The 26,357-nt window shown below is 68.7% G+C and carries 17 protein-coding genes; 11 read left to right on the plus strand and 6 right to left on the minus strand.

Going from position 1 to position 26,357, the window contains the following annotated elements:
* Positions 1-55: 55 nt before the first annotated feature.
* Together recQ and AC5P53_RS04585 are read right to left on the minus strand one after the other, a co-directional pair.
* Positions 56-1,861 carry a DNA helicase RecQ gene (gene recQ / locus AC5P53_RS04580; protein WP_032958973.1) on the minus strand — a complete coding sequence of 602 codons (1,806 nt, stop codon included), beginning with the start codon at positions 1,859-1,861 and terminating at the stop codon, positions 56-58.
* A 572-nt stretch (positions 1,862-2,433) separates the two neighbouring features.
* Complete coding sequence (locus AC5P53_RS04585) at positions 2,434-2,982, minus strand: Dps family protein (RefSeq protein ID WP_005410730.1); 549 nt, start codon at positions 2,980-2,982, stop codon at positions 2,434-2,436.
* 86 nt (positions 2,983-3,068) lie between these two features.
* Here AC5P53_RS04585 and hrpA point away from each other — a divergent pair, with 86 nt between their 5' ends.
* On the plus strand, positions 3,069-7,151 hold the full coding sequence (gene hrpA / locus AC5P53_RS04590) for an ATP-dependent RNA helicase HrpA (RefSeq protein ID WP_049440316.1): 4,083 nt from the start codon (positions 3,069-3,071) through the stop codon (positions 7,149-7,151).
* 75 nt (positions 7,152-7,226) lie between these two features.
* Here hrpA and AC5P53_RS04595 read toward each other — a convergent pair whose 3' ends face one another.
* The gene (locus AC5P53_RS04595; protein WP_014648104.1) at positions 7,227-7,751 is read right to left on the minus strand and encodes a hypothetical protein; all 525 of its coding nucleotides are present in this window, start codon (positions 7,749-7,751) and stop codon (positions 7,227-7,229) included.
* A 130-nt stretch (positions 7,752-7,881) separates the two neighbouring features.
* On the opposite strand from AC5P53_RS04595, the gene AC5P53_RS04600 reads away from it, so the two are divergent.
* Both AC5P53_RS04600 and AC5P53_RS04605 read left to right on the plus strand, forming a co-directional pair.
* Complete coding sequence (locus AC5P53_RS04600; protein WP_053496019.1) at positions 7,882-10,038, plus strand: RelA/SpoT family protein; 2,157 nt, start codon at positions 7,882-7,884, stop codon at positions 10,036-10,038.
* Positions 10,039-10,068: 30 nt separating this feature from the next.
* Positions 10,069-11,634: a hypothetical protein gene (locus tag AC5P53_RS04605; protein WP_241887042.1), complete on the plus strand. Its 1,566-nt coding sequence runs from the start codon at positions 10,069-10,071 to the stop codon at positions 11,632-11,634.
* On the opposite strand, the gene AC5P53_RS04610 is transcribed toward AC5P53_RS04605, so the two are convergent.
* Positions 11,631-13,730 (minus strand): glycosyltransferase, encoded by a 2,100-nt coding sequence (locus tag AC5P53_RS04610; RefSeq protein ID WP_014648101.1) that lies wholly within the window; start codon positions 13,728-13,730, stop codon positions 11,631-11,633. The two genes, AC5P53_RS04605 and AC5P53_RS04610, sit on opposite strands and share 4 nt — an antisense overlap.
* Before the next feature lie 96 nt (positions 13,731-13,826).
* Between AC5P53_RS04610 and mrcB the strand changes: the two genes are divergently transcribed.
* The 4 genes from mrcB to tsaB all read left to right on the plus strand — a co-directional run bounded on the left by mrcB (position 13,827) and on the right by tsaB (position 20,163).
* Positions 13,827-16,265 (plus strand): penicillin-binding protein 1B, encoded by a 2,439-nt coding sequence (gene mrcB, locus AC5P53_RS04615; protein ID WP_032958979.1) that lies wholly within the window; start codon positions 13,827-13,829, stop codon positions 16,263-16,265.
* Complete coding sequence (locus tag AC5P53_RS04620; RefSeq protein ID WP_014648099.1) at positions 16,262-16,798, plus strand: hypothetical protein; 537 nt, start codon at positions 16,262-16,264, stop codon at positions 16,796-16,798. Before mrcB ends, AC5P53_RS04620 begins: the two co-directional genes overlap by 4 nt.
* A 593-nt stretch (positions 16,799-17,391) precedes the next feature.
* Entirely contained in the window at positions 17,392-19,440 is a 2,049-nt protein-coding gene (yoaA, locus tag AC5P53_RS04625) for a DNA repair helicase YoaA (protein WP_014648097.1), read from the plus strand.
* Positions 19,441-19,449: 9 nt separating this feature from the next.
* A complete protein-coding gene (gene tsaB / locus AC5P53_RS04630) occupies positions 19,450-20,163 on the plus strand; it encodes a tRNA (adenosine(37)-N6)-threonylcarbamoyltransferase complex dimerization subunit type 1 TsaB (protein WP_049440310.1) in 714 nt (237 codons plus the stop codon).
* Positions 20,164-20,816: 653 nt separating this feature from the next.
* Here tsaB and AC5P53_RS04635 read toward each other — a convergent pair.
* Positions 20,817-21,701, minus strand: coding sequence for an energy transducer TonB family protein (locus tag AC5P53_RS04635; RefSeq protein ID WP_495227142.1), 885 nt, complete (start codon positions 21,699-21,701; stop codon positions 20,817-20,819).
* A complete protein-coding gene (gene gshB / locus AC5P53_RS04640; protein WP_014648094.1) occupies positions 21,701-22,648 on the minus strand; it encodes a glutathione synthase in 948 nt (315 codons plus the stop codon). The genes AC5P53_RS04635 and gshB overlap by 1 nt, the downstream gene beginning before the upstream one ends.
* 240 nt (positions 22,649-22,888) lie before the next feature.
* On the opposite strand from gshB, the gene pilG reads away from it, so the two are divergent.
* Genes pilG through AC5P53_RS04660 form a run of 4 tightly spaced genes read left to right on the plus strand, consistent with a single transcriptional unit; the run spans position 22,889 to position 26,279 of the window.
* Entirely contained in the window at positions 22,889-23,290 is a 402-nt protein-coding gene (gene pilG / locus AC5P53_RS04645) for a twitching motility response regulator PilG (protein WP_005418455.1), read from the plus strand.
* An 18-nt stretch (positions 23,291-23,308) separates the two neighbouring features.
* Positions 23,309-23,671, plus strand: coding sequence for a response regulator (locus AC5P53_RS04650; protein ID WP_005410717.1), 363 nt, complete (start codon positions 23,309-23,311; stop codon positions 23,669-23,671).
* Complete coding sequence (locus tag AC5P53_RS04655; RefSeq protein WP_014648092.1) at positions 23,671-24,201, plus strand: chemotaxis protein CheW; 531 nt, start codon at positions 23,671-23,673, stop codon at positions 24,199-24,201. The genes AC5P53_RS04650 and AC5P53_RS04655 overlap by 1 nt, the downstream gene beginning before the upstream one ends.
* Before the next feature lie 41 nt (positions 24,202-24,242).
* The gene (locus AC5P53_RS04660) at positions 24,243-26,279 is read left to right on the plus strand and encodes a methyl-accepting chemotaxis protein (RefSeq protein WP_014038185.1); all 2,037 of its coding nucleotides are present in this window, start codon (positions 24,243-24,245) and stop codon (positions 26,277-26,279) included.
* The last annotated feature ends 78 nt before the right edge of the window (positions 26,280-26,357 follow it).

Consider the following 26,357-nt stretch of genomic DNA (forward strand, 5'->3'; position numbering starts at 1 on the left):
CCGCGCGCCGTTGGGACCATGCCCGGCGGCCGCGCAGCGCGGCAACGCGATACCGTCAGCCCTCTTCGCGCACGATCTCGACCAGGCGCGGGCCGTAACGGCTCAGCTTGGTGCCGCCGATGCCGCCGACCCGTGCCAGTGCATCCAGGCTGGTCGGGCGCTGTTCGGCGATGTTGCGCAGGGTGCTGTCGTGGAAGATCACGAACGCCGGCACGTTCTGTTCGCGGGCCAGTTCGGCACGCAGGCCGCGCAGGGCGTTGAACAGCGCCAGATCCTGCGGCAGTACCGACAGCCCGGTACGCTGCGCACTGCGCTCGCGCCCGCTGGTGCTGCTGGCCGGGTCGCGGCGCATGCTGATCTGTCGGCGGCCGGTCAGTACGTCGCGGCTGGCGTCGGTCAGGCGCAGGCCGCCGTGGCCCTCGCTGTCCACTTCCAGCAGGCTGGCGGCGACCAGTTGGCGGAACACGCTGCGCCAGGTGCGCGCATCCAGATCGCGACCGATCGCATAGGTGCTGAGCTTGTCGTGGCCCTGCTGCTTCACCTTCTCGTTCTCGCTGCCACGCAGGATGTCGATCAGGTGGCCGACGCCGAAGCGCTGGCCGCTGCGGTAGACGCAGCTCAGCGCCTTCTGTGCCGGAATGGTCGCGTCCCACGAGGCCGGCGGTGTCAGGCAGTTGTCGCAGTTGCCGCAGGGCTGGGGGTAGGTCTCGCCGAAACCGGCCAGCAGCACCTGGCGGCGGCACTGCATGGATTCGCAGTAGCCCAGCAGATGGTCGAGCTTGGCCCGCTCCAGCTGCTTGCGCTCTTCGCCGGCCTCGGACTGCTCGATCATCTGCTTGAGCAGCACCACGTCGCCCAGGCCGTAGCACAGCCAGGCCTCGGCGGCCTCGCCATCGCGACCGGCGCGGCCGGTTTCCTGGTAGTAGCCTTCCATCGACTTGGGCAGGTCGGTATGCGCGACAAAGCGCACGTCCGGCTTGTCGATGCCCATGCCGAAGGCGATGGTGGCGCACATCACGATGCCGTCCTCGCGCAGGAAGCGGCGCTGGTTGTTCGCGCGCACGTCCGGCGGCAGGCCGGCGTGGTAGGGCAGGGCGTTGAAGCCCTGGCCGCAGAGGAATTCAGCGGTCTCCTCGACCTTGCGCCGCGACATGCAGTAGACGATGCCGGCCTCGCCACGGTGGCTGCGCAGGAAGTCGGTCAGCTGCTTGCGGGCGTTGTCCTTCTGCACCACGGTGTAGCGGATGTTGGGGCGGTCGAAGGAGCTGACGAAGTGGCGTGCTTCCTGCAGATCCAGGCGCTCGGCGATCTCGCGCTGGGTTGGCGGATCGGCGGTGGCGGTCAGCGCGATCCTCGGGATCTGCGGCCAGCGCTCGTGCAGCACGGTCAGCTGGCGGTATTCCGGGCGGAAGTCGTGGCCCCACTGCGACACGCAGTGTGCTTCGTCGATGGCGAACAGGGCGATCTGGCTGCGCGACAGCAGCGACAGGAAGCGACCGGTCAGCAGCCGCTCGGGAGCGACATAGAGCATGTCCAGCTCACCGGCGAGCAGTTCGCGCTCGACGCGGCCGGCAGTCTCGGCATCCAGGGTGGAATTCAGGTACTCGGCGCGCACGCCGAGCTGGCGCAGGGCTTCGACCTGGTCCTGCATCAGCGCGATCAGCGGCGAGATGACGATGCCGCAACCGTCACGCAGCAGGGCCGGGACCTGGTAGCACAGCGATTTGCCGCCGCCGGTGGGCATCAGCACCAGGGCATCGTGACCGGCAGCCACATGCTCCACGATGTCCTGCTGCGGACCACGGAAATCGTCGTAACCAAAGACGCGTTGGAGCAGGTCGTGCGCGGGACGGGAAGCCATCCGGTTAGTTTACCCCGGAGGGAGGGGTAGGGGTTCGGCAGGGCTGCGCCCTGCACCTGCTGCAAGCCAGTGCAACGTCAAAGGCAACAGCCGGCTCTGGGCTGTCTGCTTATTGGGCGGGGCGGTGTGGGCTTGCAGGACACGCCGTAAACCCGTCCTTGGGGGCTCGATGGCGCCATCCATGGCGCCAACGGTCCTGGAAGCCCACACCGCCCCACCCCCGACAGTTTCCCGGTGACGGGGGGCCAGATCAATCCACGCCATGCGTGGATGAAAACTGTCAGAACTCGACAAACAAAATGGGGTCAGATCCGTTTTCCTGGGGAAAACGGATCTGACCCCAATGGCTTTGCCGGCAGATCGCGGAGAACTGCCGAAGGCGGGGTGGGTCCGGTGGCAGGGGTGTCCGCGGCATGGATGCCGCGGCCAAGCCCCCAAGGACGGGTTTACGGCGTCCCCTGCCACCGGACCCATCCCGCCTACCCACAGGAGGCCAGCTTTTGCTCTGGCTCTGGCCTTGGCTTTAAGGCCTCTGCGGGTGCAGGGCGCAGCCCTGCCGGGCCCCCCAACTCTTACTGCAGCAGCGAGCGCAGCATCCAGGCGTACTTCTCGTGGGTCTGCAGCCGCTGGGTCATCAGATCCTCGGTCGGGGCGTCGTCTCCCTTGGCCGCCACCTCCAGCACTTCACGTGCCGTACGGCAGACTGCTTCGTTGGCGACCACCAACTGGCGTACCATTTCACGCCAGTCCGCGCTGTCGGTCAGGCCCGGTTCCTCGGCGATCGAGGTCAGCGCAGCGAATTCCCGGTAGGAGCCCGGGGCATTGAAGCCCAGCGCGCGGATGCGCTCGGCCACGTCGTCCAGTGCCGCCCACTGCTCGGTGTACTGCGTCTCGAACATGGTGTGCAGCGAGTTGAACATCGACCCGGTCACGTTCCAGTGGAAGTTGTGCGTCTTCAGGTAGAGCGTGAACGCATCGGCCTGGAAGCGCGACAGACCGTCGGCGATCTTCTTGCGGTCGCCCTGGGTGATCCCGATATCGATGTTCGGCGCCGACGGTGCCGCCGCTGCAAGCTTCTGCTTGCCGGTCTTGGCCTTGGTCGTGCTCTTGGTCTTCGCCATGGGGTTCCTCCTTGTGGAATCGTTGGCCTTCACAATAAACCGGTCGTGATGACTGGTCGCTATCAAAGTTTTGAACGAACCGATTGATGAACTCTATCGATAAAAATCCATCGTCCCGCCTGCGCCAACAGCGCGCCGCCATCGACGGCGCCATGAGCCGCGACCGGGGCCGTTTGCTGGGGATGCTCTCGCGTTGCCAGGCCAAGCCACAGGATGCGGCGTTGGCCGCTACCTTCGAGCAGGCCTTGCAGGCGTCGGTGCAGCGCCGGCAGGTCCGGGCGCAGCAGCAGCCGTCCATTACTCTGGACCCGCAGCTGCCGATTGCGCGTGAAGCCGACGCCATCATCGGGCTGATCCGCGACCATCAGGTGGTGGTGATCGCTGGTGAAACCGGCTCGGGCAAGACCACCCAGCTGCCGAAACTGTGCCTGGCCGCAGGCCGTGGCCAGGCCGGCATGATCGGTTGCACCCAGCCGCGACGGATTGCCGCACGTGCGGTGGCAAGCCGCGTGGCGCAGGAACTGCAGAGCGAACTGGGCCAGCTGGTCGGCTACCAGGTGCGCTTCAACGACAAGGTCAGCGACGACAGCCGCATCAAGTTCATGACCGACGGCATCCTGCTGGCGGAGATCGCCAGTGACCGCTGGTTGTCGAACTACGACACGATCATCGTCGACGAGGCGCACGAACGCAGCCTCAACATCGATTTCCTGCTGGGCTACCTGAAGCAGCTGCTGCGCAAGCGCCCGGACCTGAAACTGATCGTCACCTCGGCCACCATCGATACCGAACGCTTCGCCCAGCATTTCGACAATGCGCCGGTGATCAGCGTCGAAGGCCGCACCTACCCGGTGGAAGTGCGCTATCGCGCGCTGGAAGGCGAGGGCGAAGACCAGGGCGAACGCACCGTCAACGACGCCATCGTGTCGGCCATCGACGAGATCACCCGCCTGGATGCGCGCGGCGACGTGCTGATCTTCCTGCCGGGCGAACGCGAGATCCGCGATGCGCACCAGTCGCTGGAGCGCCGCAAGTACCGCAACACCGAGGTGCTGCCGCTCTATGCGCGGCTGTCCAACCAGGACCAGGACCGGGTGTTCAATCCCGGGCCGAACCGGCGCATCGTGCTGGCCACCAACGTCGCGGAGACCTCGCTGACGGTGCCGCGCATCCGCTACGTGGTCGATCCGGGCTTTGCCCGCGTCAAGCGCTACAGTCCGCGCAACAAGCTGGACCGCCTGCACATCGAGCCGATCTCGCAGGCCAGCGCCAACCAGCGCAAGGGCCGCTGCGGCCGTATCGCCGAGGGCATCTGTTACCGCCTGTACGCCGAAGCCGATTTCCAGGCGCGGCCGGAGTTCACCGATCCGGAAATCCGCCGCTCCAGCCTGGCCGGGGTGATCCTGCGCATGCTGCAGCTGGGCCTGGGCCGCATCGAGGAGTTTCCGTTCCTGGAAGCGCCGGACGAGCGTGCGGTGGCCGATGGCTGGCAGCAGCTGACCGAACTGGGTGCGATCGACGCCGAGCGGCGCATGACCACCATCGGCAAGCAGATGGCACGCCTGCCGGTGGACGTGAAGCTGGCGCGCATGCTGGTCGCCGCGCAGGCCGCCGGCTGCCTGCGGCCGATGCTGGTGATCGCCTCGTTCCTGGGCATCCAGGACCCGCGCGAACGTCCGCCCGAAGCACGCGGTGCCGCCGACAGCGCGCATGCGCAGTTCGCCGATGGTCGTTCCGAGTTCGTTGGCGTGCTGCGCCTGTGGGATGCCTACCGGCAGGCCCATGAAGACCTGACCCAGTCCAAGCTGCGCGACTGGTGCGGCCGTCATTTCCTCGGCTTCCTGCGCATGCGCGAGTGGCGCGAGCTGCACCGCCAGCTGCGGCTGCTGTGCGAGGAACTGGGCTGGAAGGAAGAGGCCAGCGAGGCGTCGATGGCGCCGTTGCTGGCCGGCAGCAGTGCGCCGGCGGCAGCGCGTGATGATGCCGCCGCAGTGAAGGCCACCCGTGGCCAGCTGCACCGCGCTGCACGCCTGGCCCGCGAAGGCAAGGCCGAAGCGGCGCCGACGCCGGTGGCCGTACGTGCACAGAAGGAGCAGGCACCGGCGGGCGGCGGCTTCAGCGAACGCGTGCGCGCGGCTGCCTACCAGACCCTGCACCGGGCGTTGGTGGCGGGCCTGCCGACGCAGATCGGGCACCGCACCGAGAAGGGCGATTTCCAGGCGCCACGGCAGCGCCGTTTCCTGCCGTTCCCCGGTTCGGCGCTGTCCAAGCGCCCGCCGCCGTGGTTGCTGGTGGCCAACCTGCTGGACACGCAGAAGGTCTGGGGCATGACCCTGGCCGCGATCGAGCCGGACTGGGTCATCGCCGAACTGCCGCACCTGCTGCTGCGCAAGCACTTCGACCCGCACTGGTCGCGCGCGCAGGGCCAGGTGCTGGCCTCCGAGCAGATCAGCCTGTTCGGCCTGGTGCTGGCACCGAAGAAGCCGGTGCACTACGGCCGCATCGCACCGGGCGAGGCGCACGACATCTTCGTGCGCCAGGCGCTGGTGACCGGCGAGATCAACACCCGCGCCAGCTTCGTGGCCGACAACCAGAAAGTGCTGGAGGTCGCCCGCGAGGAGGAAGCGAAGCTGCGCCGCGCCGGCATCGTGGCCGACGAGGACTGGCAGGCGCGCTGGTACCTAGACCGGGTGCCGCCGCAGATCCATTCGGCCGCAGGGCTGGATACCTGGTGGAAGGGGCTGGCGCCGGAACAGCGCAAGACCCTGCACTGGTCACTGGTCGACCTGTTGCCGGGTGAGGGCAGCGAACAGGAGCGCTACCCGAAGTACCTGCCACTGGGCCAGGCGCGCCTGCCACTGCACTACCGCTTCGAGCCGGGTGCCGATGATGACGGCGTGACCCTGGACGTGCCGCTGCACCTGCTCAACGCGCTGGACCCGGTGCAGCTGGGCTGGCTGGCGCCTGGCTTCGTCGCCGACAAGGCTTCGGCACTCATCCGCAGCCTGCCCAAGGCGATGCGCCGCAACTACGTGCCGGCACCGGACTTCGGTCGTGCGTTCTTCGAGGCATTCCCGCAGCCCAGCGCCGATGCCATCACTGGCGAACTGGCGCGCTTTTTGTCACGTGCCACCGGCGCGACGGTGACGGCGCTCGATTTCGAACCCGCTTCGATCGAACCGCACCTGCACATGAACCTGCGCCTGCGCGACGAGCACGGCAAGGTGCTGGCGACCTCGCGGGATCTGGATGCGTTGCGCGCGAAATTCGGCGGCCGTGCCGGCGATGCCTTCGCTGCACGGGCGGGGCGCGAGATGGCGGCCGATGGCCTGCGCACGTTCCCGGCCGCGCCGATTCCGCTGCAGGTGCCCGGTGAAGCCGGCGTTCCGGCCTATCCGGCGCTGCTGGACGAGGGCGACAGCGTGGCGCTGCGCATCTTCGCCGATCGCCAGCAGGCGCAGGAGGCCCACCCGCTGGGTGTGCGCCGGCTGCTGGAGATTGCCCTGGCCGAGAAGGTCAAGCAGGCGCGCAAGCAGCTGCCGGTGGGTGCCAAGACCGGCCTGCTGTATGCCGCGATCGAATCGCAGGAACGCCTGCGTGGAGACCTGGTGGATGCGGCGATGAACGCGGTGCTGGCCGAAGGCCTGGAAGACATCCGCGATGCGGCAGCCTTCGAGCAACGCCGCGAGCATGCGGCCAAGGCCCTGTTCGGCGAGGCGATGTCGCGGCTGAAACTGGCCGAGTCCATCCTGGCGCTGGTGGCGGAACTGAAGCCGTTGCTGGAGGCGCCGTTGATGGGCTGGGCGCGTGGCAACCTGGACGACATGGAAGCGCAGCTGGCCGGGCTGATCCACCCCGGCTTCCTGCGCGACACGCCGGCCGACGCGCTGGCGCAGTATCCGCGCTACCTGAAGGCGATGATCCTGCGCACCGAGCGTGCCAAGCGTGATCCGCCGCGTGACCAGGCGCGCATGCTGGAATTGCACCCGTTCCTGGAGGCGCTGGAAGCGGGCGAGCAGCAGGGCCTGCGTGATCGCCCGCAATGGCAGGCGCTGCGTTGGGATCTGGAAGAGCTGCGGGTGTCGTTGTTCGCGCAGGAGCTGGGGGCACGCACCGGCATTTCGGCGAAGAAGCTGGCGCAGCGGGTGGCTGCACTTCGCCAGGCGTGAACGCGCGCCATGGTCGCCCCATCGGGCGACCATGGCCGCCGGGCATGGATCCGGCACGGCCGGAATGCCCGGGCGTTACTTGGTGCGACGAACCTTCGGTTGCACGTTCACCCCGTCCACCTTCATGTACCAGGCGCCCATCACGCCTGGGCGCATGCTGACGTTCGGCGCTTCCTTGCGGCCACCGGAATAGTGCGTGGCGTCTATCTGCTCCCACTCCTGGCCGTTCTGCAGCACGTAGCGGCGGCCCTGGCCGAAGCCACGGAATTCGCCCTGCAGGGTGCTTTCGATCGGTTCGCTGCTGCCGAAGTCCAGGAAGCCGCGGTTCTTCTTGATCACTTCCTGGCGGCCTTCTTCGCGCGCTGCGGCGACGGCCTGGGTGGTGGCCGCCTCGACCTTGCCCTGCAGCCAGCGGTTGAGCGTGGCCAGTTCAGCGGCGCTGAGCTTGTCCAGGCCGGCGGCCTTGAACTCGGTGGGCGACATCTGCTGCTGCAGGTCGCCCTCCACCACGCGCTGGGCCAGCGCAGGCGCGGACAGGGACAGCAACACGGCGGCACAGGCCAGCAGCCGTGGACGGACGCGCAGGGCAATCGAAGGCATGGCGGGTCTCTCCTGGATGTGTTGGCGAGTGTAGCGGCATGTCTTCATGCCGGGTGATGGTGGCCGCAGTGATTGTCCCTGAACGACGCCGGCGCTAGTGTAGGGGCCTCTGTCTTGCCTGCTCGATGCTGTGAACCGCGCTTCCGTCCCTGGCCTGGATGCCTTGTTGAACCGTCCCTCGGCAGCGGTGCTGCCTGCTCCGCTGCGCCAGGCCCTGCGCGAGCATTGGGAAGCGCCGGATTGCGACCACCAGATGCGTGCCACCTGGTCGGTGCTGGGCGATACCCTCGATGCGCTGGCGATGCTCTCGGCCGACGAAGGCGCGGTGGTGGCAGCATTGCTGTTCGACCTGCCGGGCCTGCGCGCCAGCCTGGACCAGCTGCCGCTGGGCAGCCACCAGGCGGCGGTGATCGGCCTGCTCGATGGCCAGGATGCGGCCGACCCGGTGTGGGCGCTGCACGCCGGCCGTGAGGCCGGACGCAACAGCGAGGGCCTGCGCCGGCTGCTGCTGGCGATCATCCGCGACCTGCGCGTGGTGCCGATCCTGCTGGCGCGCCAGCTCGCGAGGATGCGCGCGGCCGACAAGCTGGACGACGAGCAACGCCGCGCGCTGGCCCAGCTGACCCGCGACATCCACGCGCCCCTGGCCAACCGCCTGGGCATCTGGCAGCTGAAGTGGGAGCTGGAGGACCTGGCGTTCCGCCACCTGGAACCGGAAACCTACCGCCGCATCGCCCGCGAGGTGGACGAAACCCGCATCGCCCGCGAGCGTTACGTCGAGAACGTCAAGAAGGTGCTGTCGCGCGAGCTGGTCGCCCAGGGCATCAAGGCCGAAGTCAGCGGCCGCCCGAAGCACATCTACAGCATCTGGCGGAAGATGCAGAAGAAGCGGCTGGCCTTCGACCAGCTGTATGACATCCGTGCGGTGCGCGTGATGGTCGACGACGTCGCCGCCTGCTACGCCGCGCTGGGCGTGGTGCACGCGCTGTGGGCGCCGGTACCAAGCGAGTTCGATGATTACATCGCACGCCCGAAGGCCAACGACTATCGCTCGCTGCATACCGCCGTGGTCGGCCCGGAAGGTCGCACCATCGAAGTGCAGATCCGTACCCATGAAATGCACTCGCAGGCCGAGCTGGGCGTGGCCGCGCACTGGAAGTACAAGGAAGGCGGCAAGGGCGCGGAGAAGTCCTTCGATCGCAAGATCACCTGGATGCGCCAGCTGCTGGAGCAGGCGCAGGACGGGCAGGGCAATGAACTGGCCGGGGCGCTCGATGCCGAGCTGACCGAGGACCGGGTCTATGCGCTGAGCCCGAAGGACGAGGTGCTGGACCTGCCGCAGGGCGCTACGCCGCTCGATTTCGCCTACCAGGTGCACACCATGGTCGGGCACCGCTGCCGCGGCGCCAAGGTCAACGGCCGTATCGTGCCGCTGACCTATCGCCTGCGCAGTGGCGACCGCGTCGAGATCCTGACCGGCAAGGAGGCCGACCCGCGCCGCGACTGGCTGATGCCGGCCAATGGCTTCCTGGCCAGCAACCGCTCGCGCGAGAAGGTGCGCAGCTGGTTCCACAAGCTGGACCGCGCGCGCAACGTGCAGGCCGGTCGCGAGCTGCTCGAGCGCGAGCTGAAGCGGCTGGGCCTGCAGCACTCGGACCTGGCCGTCGCGGCCAAGAAGTTCCATGCCGACAGCGTCGATGACCTGTACATCCAGGTGGCGCTGGGCGATACCGGCCCGAACCAGGTCAGCCGGACGTTGCTGGAGGCGGAACGTGCCGCCAGCCAGCCCGCGCCCGCGCCGCCCCTGCCGCGGCCGACCGCGCGCCGCGAGAACCTGGGCAAGTCCAAGTTCACCGTGCAGGGCGTGGGCAACCTGCTGGTGCAGCTGGCACGCTGCTGCCAGCCGGTGGCCGGCGAGCCGATCGTCGGCTACCTGACCCGTAGCCGTGGTGTCACTGTGCATCGTGCAGACTGTGCCGCGCTGGCCCGGCTGGCCGCCGCCAGCCCGCAGCGCATCCTGCCGGTGGAGTGGGGCCAGGCCGGTGGCGGCTACGAAGTGGACGTGGTGGTCGACGCGGTCGACCGCCGCTGGCTGCTGAAGGACATCACCAACCTGATCGCCCAGGAAGACGCCTACGTGCTCGACATCCACAGTGACAACGTGCGCAACAGTGGCCGTGCCCATCTGCGGCTGCGGCTGAAGGTCAGCGACTACGGGCAGTTGTCGACGCTGCTGGGCAAGCTTGATGCGCTGCCGGGCGTGAGCGAGGCACGTCGCCTCGGCTGAGCTTCACGCTGCCCCGGCTACCCTGCACGCATGGAACGCGAGCCCCCGCATCGCCCGCATGGCGCTGAACATCCTGCGCTGGACCGCGTCCGTCGCGAGGGTCGCTGGTGGTGGCTGCAGGCACGCCATGCGCGCCGGGTCTGGCGCTGGGCGCTGCTTGCGGCGCTGGCCGTGTTCGTGCTGCTGGTCCTGCTGCGCAAGCCGCTGGCCGACTGGTTCTGGGATGAGCCGCAGATCGAACAGCTGCTGGCCGAGGGGGATCGTGCGCTGGCCGCCGGTCGTTTGAGCGATGCCGATGGCAGTGGTGCGCGCGAGCGCTACCAGGCGGTGCTGGCGCTGGACGGTGATCGCCCGCAGGCGCGCCAGGGCCTGGCCAATACCGGCGCGGCAGCGCTGCAACAGGCGCGCGATCGCCTGCACGCCGGTGACCTGGACGGCAGCGCGCAGGCACTGGCACTGGCCCGTGAGCTGCAGGTGCCGCAGGGCGAAGCCGATGCGGTCGCCCGCCAGCTGCAGGCGCGACGCAGTGCCGGAGCCGGTATTGGTGCGTTGTTGGCCCAGGCACGCAACGCGTTCGCGGCCGGACGCCTGGATGATGGCGACAGCAGTGCGTTGCCCTTGTTCCAGCGCATCCTTGCCCTGCAGCCGGACAACCTGCCGGCGCTGGAAGGTCGCGAAGATGCGCTGAGCGACCTGCTGCTGCAGGCGCGCACGCTGGCAGGGCGCGGAGAGCTGGCCGAGGCGGCCGCGATCCTGCGTCGTGCCCGCCAGTTCGATGCCGGTCATGCCGATCTGCCGGCCAGCGAAGAAGCCCTGGCGCGCGCGGTGGACCAGCGCCTGCGGCAGGCGCAGCGGGCACTGCAACGACAGCAGCTGGACGCCGCGGCCCAGGGTTTCCTGGCAGTGCTTGCGGTGGCGGCCGATGATCCCAATGCCCAGCGGGGGCGTGAGCAGGCGCTGCAGGCGGTGGTCGTGCGCAGCCAGACATCCGCCGACGACTTCCGGTTCGATGCGGCGCAACGCGATGCAGCCCTGGCGGCGGAGCTGGGCGCTTCGCAGGCAATCCGGCAGCAACTGGCACAGCGCCTGCAGCGTGCGCGCCAGGCGCAACAGGCCCTGCAGCAGCCCGCGATCAGTACGGCGCAGCGCGAACGCCAGCTGCGCGACCACCTGCGCAAGATCGAGCGTGCTGAACGTGCAGGGCAGTGGATCAGCCCACCGGGGCACAGCGCGTTCGACGCACTGCGCGAAGCCCAGTCACTGGCCCCCCGCGACACGCGGGTCAAGGCTGCCGCAGCACGCCTGCTGCCCGCCAGTCGCCGCTGCTTCGACGACAATCTGCGGCAGAACCGGGTACAGGCGGCGGGTGCCTGCCTGCAGGCCTGGCAGACGCTGTCACCGACCGCAGCGGGCCTGCCCTCGGCGCGGCTGCGGTTGGCCCAGCGCTGGCTGGCGATCGGCAGCGAACGGCTCGGCAATGGCGACCTGGCCTTTGCCGCGCACGCTGCCGAACAGGCGCGGTTGCTGCAACCGGACCTGGCCGAACTGCCGGCGTTCGAAGACCGCCTGCGTCGCGCCGGTGGACGGGCGGACTAGGCGAAGAACACCCGCTGCACGGTCGCGCGGGCGGCATCAAGTGAGAAATGCTGGGCGACGTTGGCCAGGCCGGCATCGGACAACTGCTGCCACAGCTGTGGATCCTGGTACAGGCGGATCACCGCATCGGCGAAACCGACAGCGTCATCGGCCACCAGCACGTCCTGGCCGGGATGCAGGTGCATGCCTTCCACGGCGCAGGTGGTACCGACCACCGGCTGGCCGTGGGCCATGCTCAGGTTGATCTTGCCCTTCACGCCGGCGCCGAACCGCAGCGGCGCAATGGCGATGCGCGCGCCGTCCATGTAGGGCGTGATGTCTTCGACGAACCCGTGCATCTGCACACCGGGCTGGCGTGCGGCCAGTGCCAGCAGCGACTCCGGCGCCGCGGCGCCGATGCAGTGCAGGCGCACTTCCGGCAACCGGGCGCGGATGCGGGCAAAGACCTCGCCGATGAACCATTCCATGCCGTCCAGGTTCGGCGGATGACGGAAGCCGCCGACAAACACCAGGTCGCGCCGCTGCTCGAATACGGCGCCGGCACCCGCGACCTCATGCAGGTTGGAGATCAGCTCCACCCGCACCTGCGGCGCATCGGACTGCAGCTGCTCCCGTTCGGCCGCACTGACCAGCACGGTGATGTCGCACTGCTCCATCACGGCCAGTTCGCTGCTGCGGGTACGTTCCGCTGCACGCAGCAGGGTTGCGTCGCCGGCCACTTCGGCACCGCGGCGTTCGCGCAGGTAGTGCAGGTCAACGGTGTCGAACACGGTCCGTGCCTGCGGTGCATAGCGCTTGAGCAGCGGCAGGCATTCGTGGGCGACGTGGTGACGCACCAGCATTGCCACGTCGAAACGCGATCCGTGGCTGCGCAGCCAGCCGGCTACGCCGTCCAGGAAGGGCGCGTACCAGACTTCCACGCCCATCCGTTGCAGCGCTTCGGTGGCCGCACCGGCGTGCTCGCGCCGGGTCGGTACGAACACAACGTGGGCGCCGCCCTGCAGCAACAGGCGGATCAGATTGACCTGGCGCAGTGACCCGGAATCGCGATCCGGTTGCGGTACTTCCTCGTCCAGGATCAGCACCTGGCGCCGGCCGCGCAGCAGCAGCGCCGGAGACGGCACTTCGCCGACCGCCGGATGACGGCCCAGTTCGGTGGCCCAGCGGGCGGCGAAGATGGCCTGGTTGCGTACCTGGTAGGCCTTCACCCCGCTGCCGGTGTCGGTACCGTTGCTGGTGCCTTCGTCGTGGATCACCCGGCTGGCCGGCTGCACCAGCACGCGCAGGCCGTGTGCACGCACGCGGAAGGCCAGGTCGGTGTCCTCGTAGTAGGCCGGCTTGTAGCGGGTGTCGAAGCCGTCCAGCTGCTGCCAGAGGGCGCGTGGCAGCATCAGCGCCGCGCCCGAGCAGTAGTCGACGTCGCGCAGGCTGGCAAAGCGCGGATCATCGGCGGCCTCGAAGCGGCCGTAGCTCCAGCCACTGCCATCGGCGAAGATCACCCCGCCCGACTCCTGCAGGCGGCCATCCGGGTACAGCAGCTGGCTGCCGACCAGGCCGGCGTCGGGCACGCTGCCGAAGGTGTCCAGCAGGGCGTCGAGCCAGCCCGGCTGCGGCACCGTATCGTTGTTCAGCAGTACCACGTAGCGGCCGCGTGCGCGCGATACACCGTCATTGCAGGCTTCAATGAAGCCGCCGTTGTGCGCGCGCACTTCATAGCGCAGCCCGGCCACCTGCGGCATCCACTGCACGGTGGCATCGCTGCTGCCGTCATCCACTACCAGGATCTCGCACGCGGCGGCCGGCGGGTGCGCCGCCAGGGCGCGCAGGCAGGCCACGGTGTGGGCGACGTGGTTGTAGACCGGGATGACGATGCTCACCTCCGGCGACTCGCTGAACGGCACCGTGAAGGGGGCGAAATCCTGCGCTGGCGGCAGGAACAGTGGCGTGCGCGGGGCGGGGACGGCGCGCTGGGCATGCACGCGGATGCGTTGCCAGGTGGCCCGCCAGCCACGGGTGCGCAGGCTTGCCAGGCTCCGGCGGGCCAGGCCCGACAGGCGGTTGATCAGGTATCGGATCTCGGCCAGGGACATCGCCATCCGGTTGCAACTCCAGCTTAAGCAGGGGAACCCGGGAGAATTCGCCAGCCGCAGCGGCTGGGGTAGACTCGCCAGACCCTACATTCTCGCATTCCCGTGCCCCGACGCTACGATTCCGACGACATCGACGATTCCGACGACGACCAGCAGGACAACGGTCCGCTGTGGCGGCGCCGGCTGATCACCTGGAGCATGGCTGCGGTCGCGTTGGGATTGGGTTTCCTCATTCCCTATACGCTGTACCTGAACCAACAGGTGACCCAGCGTTTCGGTGAACTGCGCTGGCAGATCCCGACGCGCGTGTACGCGCGCCCGCTGGTGCTCACCCCCGGCAAGGCGATGGATGCGTCTACGCTGAAGACCGAGCTGGCCGCCTCTGCCTACCGCGATGACGGGCAGGGCAAGGAGCCGGCCACCTATGCGGTGAACGGCGGGCGCTTCGTCATCTCCAGCCGCGGCTTCAACGACGTTGACGGCCGGGTGGCCCCGCGCCGGGTGGAGCTGTCGCTGGCCGATGGCGGCGTGGCCTCGCTGCGCGACGCCGACAACCGCAAGGCGCTGAAGGCCGCGCGGCTGGATCCGGCGCGCATCGCCACCCTGTACGGCCAGAAGCAGGAAGAGCGCCGCCTGATCCGCATGGACGAGGCGCCGGACCTGCTGGTGACTGGCCTGCAGGCGGTGGAGGACAAGGACTTCAACCGCCACCACGGCATCGACCTGTCCGGCATCGCGCGCGCGGTGTGGGTGACGATCCGTTCCGGTGGCCAGAGCCGCCAGGGCGCTTCGACGCTGACCCAGCAGCTGGCCCGCAGCGGCCTGCTCGGCATCGGCAAGGAGCAGACGGTCACCCGCAAGTTCAATGAGGTGCTGTACGCACTGATCATGGAAGCGCGTTATGACAAGCGCACCATCTTCGAGGCCTATCTCAACCAGGTGTACCTGGGCCAGCGCGGCAGCCAGGCGATCCATGGCATGTCCTCCGGCGCCGAGTTCTGGTTCGGCCGTGACCTGCAGTCGCTGGAGACCGAGCAGATCGCACTGCTGATCGGCCTGGTCAAGGGGCCGTCCTTCTACGACCCGCGGCGCAACCCGGAGCGCGCGCTGGATCGCCGCAACTTCGTGCTGGGCAAGCTGCACGAGGCCACGCTGATCGACGATGCCGAGTACCAGCGCGCGCTGAAGGCACCGCTGGGCGTGCCCAAGACGCCGGGCCTGGTGGCAGCCAACCGCTTCCCGGCCTACGTTGACCTGGTCCGCCGCCAGCTCGGCCATGACTATCCGGAATCGGCGCTGCAGGGCGCGGGCCTGAGCGTGATGACCGGCATGTCGCCGTCCGCGCAGGCCTATGCCGAAGGCGCGGTGACCCGCACCATCAAGTCGCTGGAAAGCAAGCGCCGCCCCGAGCTGCAGGCCGGCATGGTGCTGACCGACGTGCACAACGGCGACGTGCTGGCGGTGATCGGCAGCCGCGAGGTGTCCGAGGTCGGCTTCAACCGCGCGATCGAGGCGCAGCGTCCGGTCGGTTCGCTGCTCAAGCCGTTCGTCTACCTGCTGGCCCTGGCGCAGCCGGACCGTTACTCGCTGGCCAGCTGGGTGGATGATTCGCCGGTGACGGTGCAGCTCGGCCGCGGCCGCAACTGGAGTCCCGGCAACGCGGACAACCGCAGCCACGGCACGGTGCGCCTGATCGACGCACTGGCGCATTCCTACAACCAGGCCACGGTGCGCGTGGGCATGCAGGTCGGCCCGGAGCGCGTGACCCAGCTGATCCATGTCCTGGCCGGCATCAAGGCTGACGCCAACCCGGCGGTGATCCTCGGCTCGACCGACCAGAGCCCGTACGCGATGGCGCAGCTGTACCAGTTCCTGGCGTCCGGCGGCGAGATCCAGCCGCTGCACGCGGTGCGTGGCGTGCTCGATCCGCAGGGCAAGCTGCTCAAGCGGTACGACAAGACCCCGGCACCGGCGCAGGAAGGCGACTCGATTGCCGCCAACCTGATCAGTGTCGGCCTGCAGCAGGTGGTCGCCAGCGGTACCGCGCAGCGGCTCAATGCCGATGGCCTCGGCCGCCTGCAGCCCGCCGGCAAGACCGGCACCACCAACGATGGCCGTGACAGCTGGTATGCCGGCTACACCGGTGATCACCTGGCAGTGATCTGGATCGGCAACGACCAGAACGCGCAGGCCGGCCTGTATGGCGCCACCGGCGCGATGCGGGTCTGGTCGGGCATCTTCCAGCGCCTGCCGAGCGCGCCGCTGCGGGTCAGCAACAAGGGCCTGGACTGGCAGTCGGTGGCCCCCACCGGCCTCAACAGCACCGATGAAGGCTGCCCCGGCGCGCGTCGTTTCCCGTTCGTGGTGGGCTATGCGCCTGCCTATGCGCCGTGCGCGCCGGCCGCGTCGCCGGAGGGGCAGGGCGAGGCCGACGGCGAGGGCGGTGGCTGGCGCAGCTGGTTCGGCCTGGACCGCAAGCCGGAAGCGCCTGCCGAACCTGCCGCGGCACCTGCCGCCGCCACTCCTCCCCCGAGCCGATGATGCCGATGAACATGCGATCCCTGCTGCAGCCCCTGGCCCTGACCGGCCTCAGCCTGGCCCTGGCCGCCTGCGTGAGCAGCGCACCACCGGTGGTCAAGCCGGTCGATACCACCACGCCGGCGCAGCGCCTGGCTGCGGTGGATGCTGCAGCGGGTCCGGACGACAAGGAATTGTCGGTACAGCCGCTGCGTGATTCGCAGGTGGAAGATCTGCGGGTGACTGCACTGGCACAACGCCAGGCGAACGACCTGGCCGGCGCGGCCAGCAGCCTGGACCACGCGCTGGAGATCGTGGCGGGTGACCCGGCAGTGCTGCAGGAACGTGCCGAACTGGCGCTGCTGCAGGGCCAGTGGGCGCAGGCGGAGACGTTCGCGCGCAAGGCGGTGGATCTGGGCTCGAAGACCGGGCCGCTGTGCCGCCGGCATTGGGCGACGATCGAGCAGTCGCGCCTGGCGCGGGGCGAGAAGGAGAATGCGGTGTCGGCGCATGCGCAGATTGAGGGCTGCACGGTGCCGGGGATCAAGCGGTACTGAATTTCCAGCCAACGGCACAGCCCCTCGTGGCTGTGGGTTGGTCGCTGAAGCCAGAAGCAAAAGCCGCGCTTGGCCGGGCGGGGTGGGTTCGCGGGGGACGCCGTGAACCCGTCCCTGGGGGCTTGGCCGCGGCATCCATGCCGCGGACACCCCCGCGAACCCACCCCGCCCAACCTCTGACAGTTTCCGTGTGCGTCCAGCCACGGAAAAGAAAAAGAAAATCAAAAGCGGGTCGCGCGCTGCGCGCACTCGTTGTGGGGTCGGATCCGTTTTCCGCAGGAAAACGGATCCGACCCCTTCTTGTTTCCGTTCCACCCACCGCTTCTGAAAGGGCAGTCGAGCAAGCTCGACGCGACGCCGCGCGTGCATCCGTCACTGGGAAACTGTCGAGGGTGGGTCGGGAGGGGCAGGCAGGACCGTTGGCGCCATGGATGGCGCCATCGAGCCCCCATGGATGGGTTTACGGCGTGTCCTGCCTGCCCCTCCCGGCCTGCCCAGTACGTAAAAATCCAGAGCCATGAACACCGCTGTTGCTGTTGCCCTGGCTTGAAACGGGTGCCGGGCAGCGCCCGGCCGGGTATCCTCTCCCTCTGATGTCCGACCTTGTCCATGCCAGCCGCGAAGCCCTCAGCGAAGGCGGCGCGCTCGCCTCGCATCTGGATGCCTTTGTCCCGCGTCCGGCACAGCTGCACCTGACCGACGCCATCGCCGAAGCGCTGCAGCAGCGCGACCTGCTGCTGGCCGAGGCCGGTACAGGCACCGGCAAGACCTTCGCCTATCTGGTGCCGGTGCTGCTGTCCGGGCTGCGCACCATCATCTCCACCGGTACCCGCGCGTTGCAGGACCAGCTCTACCACCGCGATCTGCCGCGCGTGCGCCAGGCACTGGGCGTTGGCCTGCGCAGCGCGCTGCTGAAGGGACGCGCGAATTACCTGTGCCGCTACCGCCTGCAGCAGGCGCGGGGCGAACCGCGTTTTTCCAGCCCGGAGCAGGCTGCGCAGTTCCAGCGCATCCTGGCCTGGTCCGGCCGTTCGGAGTTCGGTGACATCGCCGAACTGGAAGGCCTGGCCGATGACTCGCCGCTTCTGCCGATGGTCACTTCCACGGTCGACAACTGCCTGGGTACCGATTGCCCGTTCTGGGACGACTGCTTCGTGGTGCGCGCGCGCCAACGTGCGCAGGCTGCCGACGTGGTGGTGGTCAACCACCACCTGCTGCTGGCCGACCTGGCACTGAAACAGGACGGCTTCGGTGAGTTGCTGCCGGGGGCGCAGGCCTTTGTCATCGACGAGGCGCATCAGCTGCCCGAGTTGGCCGCGCAGTTTTTCGGCGAAGGCTTCGGCATGCGCCCGTGGCAGGAACTCGGCCGCGACTGCCTGGCCGAGGCGCGCGGCGTAGGCGGCGCGCAGTCGGCCCTGCAGGAACCGGTCGACCAGTTGCAGCAGGCGTTGCTGGCGCTGCGCTCGGCGATGGAGGGGCTGCCGCCAAGGGGTACGCAGTGGCGTGCGCTGGCGATGCCACAGGTGCGCGATGGATTCGATACGGTGATGGCCGGCCTGGTGACGCTGGAGCAGGCACTGCAACCGCTGCGCGAGGCGGCGGCGGGTCTGGATGCCTGTCATGCGCGGGCACGCGAGGCGGTGTCGCGGCTGCAGCGCTGGCTGGGCGATGATGAGCCCACCCTCGATTTCGATACCGATCCGGCGGAGACCCCCCGTGCCGCCGATGTGCTCTGGTATGAGCTCACCCCGCGTGGTTTCCGCTGCCAGCGCACGCCGATGGATGTGTCCGGCCCGCTGCGCGAGCATCGCGAGCGCAGCCGCGCGGCATGGATCTTCACCTCGGCCACGCTGACCGTGGGCGGTGGCTTCGACCACATCGCCACGCGCCTGGGCCTGGACGATCCGCACACGCTGGTCCAGCCGAGCCCGTTCAACTGGCCCGAGCAGGCGTTGTGCTACCTGCCCGAAGGCCTGCCCGATCCGGCGGCGCGCGGGTTTGGCACCGCGCTGATCCAGACCTTGCGGCCGGTGTTGCAGGCCTCGCAGGGCAGGGCGTTCCTGTTGTTCGCCTCGCACCGTGCATTGCGCGAGGCCGCCGAGGCACTGCGCGACGGGCCGTGGCCGTTGTTCGTGCAGGGCGAGGCGCCACGCGCGGCGCTGCTGCAGCGTTTCCGCGAATCGGGCAATGGCGTGCTGCTGGGCTCGGCCAGTTTCCGCGAGGGCGTGGACGTGGTCGGCGAAGCGCTGAGCGTGGTGATGATCGACAAGCTGCCGTTCGCGGCACCGGATGACCCGGTATACGAGGCGCGGCTGGAGGCGATCCGCAGCCAGGGGGGCAACCCGTTCCGCGACGAGCAGCTGCCGCAGGCGGTGATCGCCCTGAAGCAGGGCGTTGGCCGCCTGATCCGCAGCGAAAGCGACCGGGGCGTGCTGGTCCTGTGCGATCCGCGCCTGCTCAACCGTGGCTATGGCCGGGTCTTTCTTGAGTCGCTGCCGCCGTTCCGGCGCACCCGCAGCCTGGCCGATGTGCAGGCCTTCTTTAGGCCACAATGGCTGCCCGTGGCCGATGATGCGGCTGCCCCGGCCGCCGTTGCGGCGGGCCCGGAGCCTGCTCCCGGTGCCACGTTCCCCTTGTTCTGACCTGATCCAATGAAACTGCTTGCCTTTGAAACCGCCACCGAAGCCTGTTCCGTTGCCCTGCATGTCGATGGGCAGGTCCTGGAACGCTTCGAGATCGCCCCGCGCCGGCACGCCGAGTTGAGCCTGCCGTGGGCCGAGGCGCTGCTGGCCGACGCCGGCATCAGCCGTCGCCAGCTTGATGGCATCGCCCTCAGTCGCGGTCCGGGTGCGTTCACGGGCGTGCGCCTGGCGATTGCCATTGCCCAGGGCATCGCACTGGCACTGGACCGCCCGCTGCTGCCGGTCTCGACGCTGCAGGTATTGGCGCTGCGCGCACCGGCGGAAGAAACGCAGATCCTGTCGGCCATCGATGCGCGGATGGGCGAACTCTACGTCGCCCGCTTCGAGCGCGTGGACGGCCTGCCGGTCGCGCGCGATGCCGAGCGCGTCTGCGCGCCGGCAGCGGTGGCGCTGCCGGAAGGGCTGTCGGCCTACGGTGTCGGTACCGGGTTCGCCGCAGCCGAGGGTGCGCTGGTCGCGCAGCTCGGTACTGGCCTGCGCGGATTCGACGCCACGGCATTGCCGCGTGCGTCGGACGTGCTCGCACTGGCGGTGCCGGCGTTCGCGCGCGGCGAAGCCATTGCACCGGAGAAGGTCGAGCCGGCCTACCTGCGCGACAACGTGGCACTGACCCTGGTCGAGCAGCAGGCCGCGCGCGAGGCGAAGGCGAAGGCCAACGGCTGAGCCCCTCGTGGCGGGGTTGGTTGATCGCATAAACCAAAGCCGCGCTTGGCCGGGCGGGGTGGGTTCGCGGGGGACGCCGTAAACCCCGCTCCGCGGTCCGGCCCAGCCGCTGGCGGCTGTGCGTTCGGGCGCTTGCGAAGCAGTGCTTCGCAAGCAAAGCGCCCTCACCCATGGGGGCTTGGCCGCGGCATCCATGCCGCGGACACCCCCGCGAACCCACCCCGCCCGAACTCTGACAGTTTCCGTGTGCGTCCGCCACGGAAAATCAAAAGAAAATCAAAGTCAACAGCGGATCGCTTCGCTCGCATCCACGCGTAGCGTGGATGTGTGTCGACCAAGGTCGACACCTACCAACAGCAATGATGCGTCGGGATCTGTCAGAGGCGGGGCGGTATGGGCTTGCAGCACCGTTGGCGCCATGGGCCCGAGGCACGCCTCGGGCGGGTTGGGCAGGACGCTCAACCCCGGTCTTGCCGCGTGCGCAGGACAGCGCACACGAGCAAGGCGCCATCGAGCCCCCAGGGACGGGTTTACGGCGTTTCCTGCAAGCCCATACCGCCCCGCCAAACCCAATATCCCAACCGCCGCTGTTGCTGTTGCCGTTGCTCCAGCCTTCCAGCGGGTCCCGGGCCGCAGGCCCGGGCAACAAACCCCTACCGGTCGTCGTGCAGGGTGCCACCCGGCAGGAACACCCAGGTGCGGGTGACCTGCAGGATGTCGATCTCGTCCTCGGTCTTCGGCAGCGGCGGGAATGGCTGCGCAAGCTGCACCACCCGCAGCGCCGCCTCATCCAGCAACGGCGTCCCGCTTGAACGCAGGATCCGGCTGCTTTCCACGCTGCCATCGCGGCGCACGCCCACGCTGATCACCACCTGGCCGCCGAGCCGGCGCTGCCGGGCCTCGTCCGGGTAATTCAGGTTGCCGACGCGCTCGGCGCGGTCGACCCAGGCGCGCAGGTAATTGGCGTAGGCATATTCGCGCGTGCTGGCCGACACGAACTTGCGGTTCGGGCGCTTGGCGTACTGCGCCGTGCGCAGATGCACCTCGGCCGCCAGCCGTGCCATCTCGGCGTCGCGCTGTTCGCGCGCGGTCAGCGGTGCATCCGGTTCGGGCTGCTCCGGTGTCGGGCGTGCCTGCGCCTGGGCCACTGCCTCTTCGCCGTTGCGGCTGCTGACCACCCGCGCCTGCGGCGGGGGCGCCGGCGCGGCCGACTGCTGCTGTTGCGGCACCGGGCTCAGCCCGGCCTGGGCCTGCGGAACGATGCCGGCCTGGTTGTCGCGCGGGCGCTGCGCACGGTCGTGCTCGCCGCCACCTTCCTGGCTGGCGGCGGCAAGGAAATCGGCCTGCTTCGGGGTCAGTGCGGTGCGGGTCTGGCTGAAGATCACCTCCAGCGTCGGCACCAGTGGTGCGTCGCCTTTCACCGCAAAACCCACGCCCAGGATCAGCAGGGCGTGGACCACGATCGACAGCGCGATGGTCGCGCCCAGCCGTTGCGCTTCGCGCGCCGGCGGGGGCAGGACGGCAGGTGCGGCCGCCATCAGCGCAGGCCGGCCTCGAGCGCGTCGAACAGGGTGCCGGCGATGTTCAGGCCGTACTGCGCGTCGAGCTCGCGCACGCAGGTCGGGCTGGTCACGTTGACCTCGGTCAGGTAATCGCCGATCACGTCCAGGCCGACGAAGCGCATGCCACGGCGCTTCATCTCCGGGCCAACCTGGCCGGCGATCCAGCGGTCACGCTCGCTCAGCGGGCGCCCTTCGCCACGGCCGCCAGCCGCCAGGTTGCCGCGGAACTCGTCACCCTGGGGAATGCGCGCCAGGCAGTAGTCGACCGGTTCGCCGTCGACCAGCAGGATGCGCTTGTCGCCGGCCGTGATGTCGGGAATGAACTTCTGGGCCAGCGCCAGCTTGCGGCCGCCGTCGGTCAGGGTTTCCAGGATCACGTTCAGGTTCGGATCGCCCTGGCCGCTGCGGAAGATCGAGCGGCCGCCCATCCCATCCAGCGGCTTCAGCACGGCCTGGCCGTGCTCCAGCGCGAAGGCCTTCAATGCCTTGGCATCGCGGCTGACCAGGGTCGGCGGGCAGCACTGCGGGAACAGCAGGGCGGCCAGCTTCTCGTTGTAGTCGCGCAGGCCCTGCGGGTTGTTGACCACGCAGGCGCCGGCAGCGGCAGCCACGTCCAGCACCTGCGTGTCGTAGATGTACTCGGCGTCGACGGGCGGGTCCTTGCGCATCAGCACGATCTGGCCGCGACCGAACTCGGTACGGCTGAACGCGCCCAGCTCATACCAGCCGGCCGGGTCGTCGCGCACCTGCAGCGGTGCGGTCTGGGCCACCGCCACGCCACCTTCCAGGGCCAGCCCGCCGGGCCGCACGTAGTGCAGGGCATGGCCACGGCGCTGGGCTTCCAGCAACATGGCGAAGGTGGTGTCCTTGGCGATCTTGATGTGGGCGATGGGGTCCATCACCACGATGACGTTCAACGGCATGGGCGCACCTGTCAGGCAAGGCGTTGATGGTAGCGGCAACGCCGGCCGTGTGCCTCCCCGCCGTAGTGCAACGCAGCGTCCGCCTGCCGGCAGCGCAGTCATTGCGAACCCGGTCACGTTCAGCCCGGTGCTACCCCCTGCGCGGCAGGCCGGCCTTGAAGCGGGCGCGGGAAGTGCGATATAGATACGCTTTCGCAGCGGCTCCCGCCAGAGATTGGGCCGTGCGCTTGGGGATAGGCAATGACTGAAAACACGACTGCGGGCGGGGAACTCGCAGGACTCCGGGTGATGGTCATCGATGATTCGAAGACCATCCGCAGGACTGCGGAAACGCTGCTCAAGCGCGAAGGCTGCGAGGTGGTCACCGCCACCGACGGCTTCGAAGCGCTTGCCAAGATCGCAGACCAGCAGCCGCAGATCATCTTCGTCGACATCATGATGCCGCGCCTGGATGGCTACCAGACCTGTGCGCTGATCAAGGGCAACCAGCTGTTCAAGGCGACCCCGGTGATCATGCTGTCGTCCAAGGATGGTCTGTTCGACAAGGCGCGGGGGCGCATCGTCGGCTCGGAGCAATACCTGACCAAGCCTTTCACGCGCGAAGAACTGCTGGGTGCCATCCGCACATACGTCAACGCCTGACCAGGGGGGAAAGGCACAATGGCTCGTATCGTCCTGATCGAGGATTCACCGACCGACCGCGCGGTGTTCACCCAGTGGCTGCGCCGTGCCGGCCACGAGGTGCTGGAAGCGGACAACGCCGAGGATGGCCTGCAGCTGGTCCGCGACCAGGTGCCGCAGCTGGTGCTGATGGACGTGGTCCTGCCCGGCATGAGCGGGTTCCAGGCCACCCGGGCGATGGCCCGCGATGCGGCGATCAAGCACATCCCGGTGATCATCGTCAGCACCAAGGCGATGGAAACCGACAAGGCCTGGGGCCTGCGCCAGGGCGCAGCCGATTACATCGTCAAGCCGCCGCGCGAGGATGAACTGATCGCGCGGATCAACGAACTGGTGGCCTGATGCGCTCGCCCTTCGACATCCTTGAAGCCTACGAACGACGCAGCCTGGCCCATGCAGTGCAGCTGCCCGGGCGGCAGTTCGCCCAGGACCTGTGGCGTGGCGTCGGTTACCGCGTCGGCCAGCGCCGGCTGGTGTCCGATTTCCGCGAAGTGGTGGAAATCGTGCCGATGCCGCCGGTGACCCCGGTGCCCTGCGCGCAGCCCTGGCTGCTGGGCGTGGGCAACCTGCGTGGCAACCTGTTTCCGGTGGTCGACCTGAAGTACTTCCTGGAAGGCACGCGCACCGTGCAGCAGGAAGGCCAGCGCGTGCTGATCATGCGCCAGGCTGGCGGCGACGTCGCACTGACCATCGATGAACTGTTCGGCCAGCGCAGCTTCGAGCTGGACCAGCAGATCGACGCGGGCACGTTGGCCGAAGGCCGCTACGGCCATTTCGTTGACCGTGCCTTCCATGCCGACGGCCATGACTGGGGCGTGTTCTCGCTCTCGCTGCTGTCGCGCACCCCTGAATTCCGGCAAGCCGCGGCCTGAGGCCGGGCATCGCCCCCTGCATTGAAGATCGAGGTTGAACGATGAGTACTGCTTCGGACGCCACCAAGACCGGCAAGCTGCGGCTGGGCGGCAGCAACCTCTGGCTGTTCCTGCTGCTGGCATCGATGATCCTGTTCGGCGTCAACACCGGCGTCGCCACCTGGCAGGGCAGCCGCCTTGCCGACGCCGGCTCCAAGGCCGCCGACCTGCAGGTGCTGTCGCAGCAGCTGGCCAACCAGGGACGTGACGCGGTCGGCGGCAACGCCCAGGCCTTCACCGCCTTCAAGGCCACCCGCAACGCGATCGAACAGAACGTGTCGACGCTGCAGGGCCGCTATGGCAAGGAGCCGGGCGTGTCCGGCGCCATCGCCACCCTGGGCGAAACCTGGGCGCCGCTGGGCAAGCAGGCCGGGCAGCTGGTGGCCAGCGAGCCGGCGGTGCTGGCGCTGGCCGGCAATGCCAACAACTTCACCGGCGCGGTACCGGGCCTGCAGGCCCAGCTGAACGAGCTGGTGCGCGCGATGTCCGCCTCCGGCGCCCCCTCGTCGCAGGTGTACAGCGCACTGCAGCAGGTCGTGGTGGCCGGTTCGATGGCCCGTCGGGTGACCGAAATGCGTGCCGGTGGCAGCGCCGCAGCGACCTCCGGGGATGCGCTGGCGCGTGACATCACCGTGTTCTCGCAGGTGCTCGACGGCCTGCGCAACGGCAACGAGGAACTGGGCATCACCGCCGTGCGCGGTGCTGCCGCCGTGGCCGCACTGGAGCAGTCGCAGCAGAAGTGGGAAGCGATGAAGCAGGACGCCGACGCGATCCTGGCCAGCTCGCGCCAGCTGTTCGCGGCGCAGTCGGCGGCGACCGCGCTGGGCCAGGGCTCGGCCCACATGCTGGACGACAGCCGCAAGCTGTTCGATGCGTTCTCCTCGTTCGGCTCGGTGTCCGACACCCGCCTGTTCCCCAACTTCTGGATCGGCGTGGTGTCCGGCGCGCTGTCGCTGATCGCGATCATCGGCTTCGTCTCCACCAACGTGCGCAGCCGCTCGCGCGAGCAGGAACTGCGTTACCAGACCCAGGTGGAATTCAACAGCCGCAACCAGCAGGCGATCATGCGGCTGCTGGACGAAATCTCCTCGCTCGGTGAGGGTGACCTGACGGTGAAGGCCTCGGTGACCGAGGACATGACCGGCGCGATCGCCGACGCGATCAACTATGCGGTGGACGAGCTGCGCCACCTGGTGACCACCATCAACGACACCTCGGCCAAGGTCGCGATGTCCACCCAGGAAACCCAGGCCACCGCGATGCAGCTGGCAGAGGCGGCGGGCCACCAGGCCAACCAGATCACCTCCGCCTCGGACCGCATCGGTGAAATCGCAGCGAGCATCGAGCAGGTGTCGCGCAACTCGGCCGAGTCGGCCGACGTGGCACAGCGCTCGGTGGTGATCGCCGCCGAAGGCGCCGGCGTGGTGCGCGAGACCATCCAGGGCATGGACCAGATCCGCGACCAGATCCAGGAAACCTCCAAGCGCATCAAGCGCCTGGGCGAGTCGTCGCAGGAAATCGGCTCGATCGTGGAACTGATCAATGACATTTCCGAGCAGACCAACATCCTGGCGCTGAACGCGGCGGTGCAGGCGGCGTCGGCGGGTGAAGCGGGCCGCGGTTTCGCGGTCGTGGCCGACGAAGTGCAGCGCCTGGCAGAACGTACCTCGGGTGCGACCCGACGCATCGAAAACCTGGTCCAGGCCATTCAGGCCGATACCAACGAAGCGGTCACCTCGATGGAGCAGACCACGGCCGAAGTGGTGTCCGGTGCGCGCCTGGCCGAGGACGCCGGTACCGCGCTGACCGAGATCGAGCGCGTGTCCAACGCCCTCAATACCCTCATCAAGAACATCTCCATCGCCGCCCAGCAGCAGTCGGCCGCGGCCTCGGACATCACCCGCACCATGGGCGTGATCCGGCAGATCACCGGCCAGACCTCGCAGGGTGCCGGGCAGACCGCAGAGTCGATCGGCCACCTCGCGCAGCTGGCGGCGGACCTGCGCCGTTCGGTCGCCGACTTCAAGCTGCCGGCGTGACGCGGGCAGGGCGGCGAGCAAGGAACCAGTCGATGAAGCATTTCCATTCCCCACGCCAGAATCCGCGCGGCCACCGCG

The organism is Stenotrophomonas sp. YJH_SMC_82 (assembly GCF_059368875.1).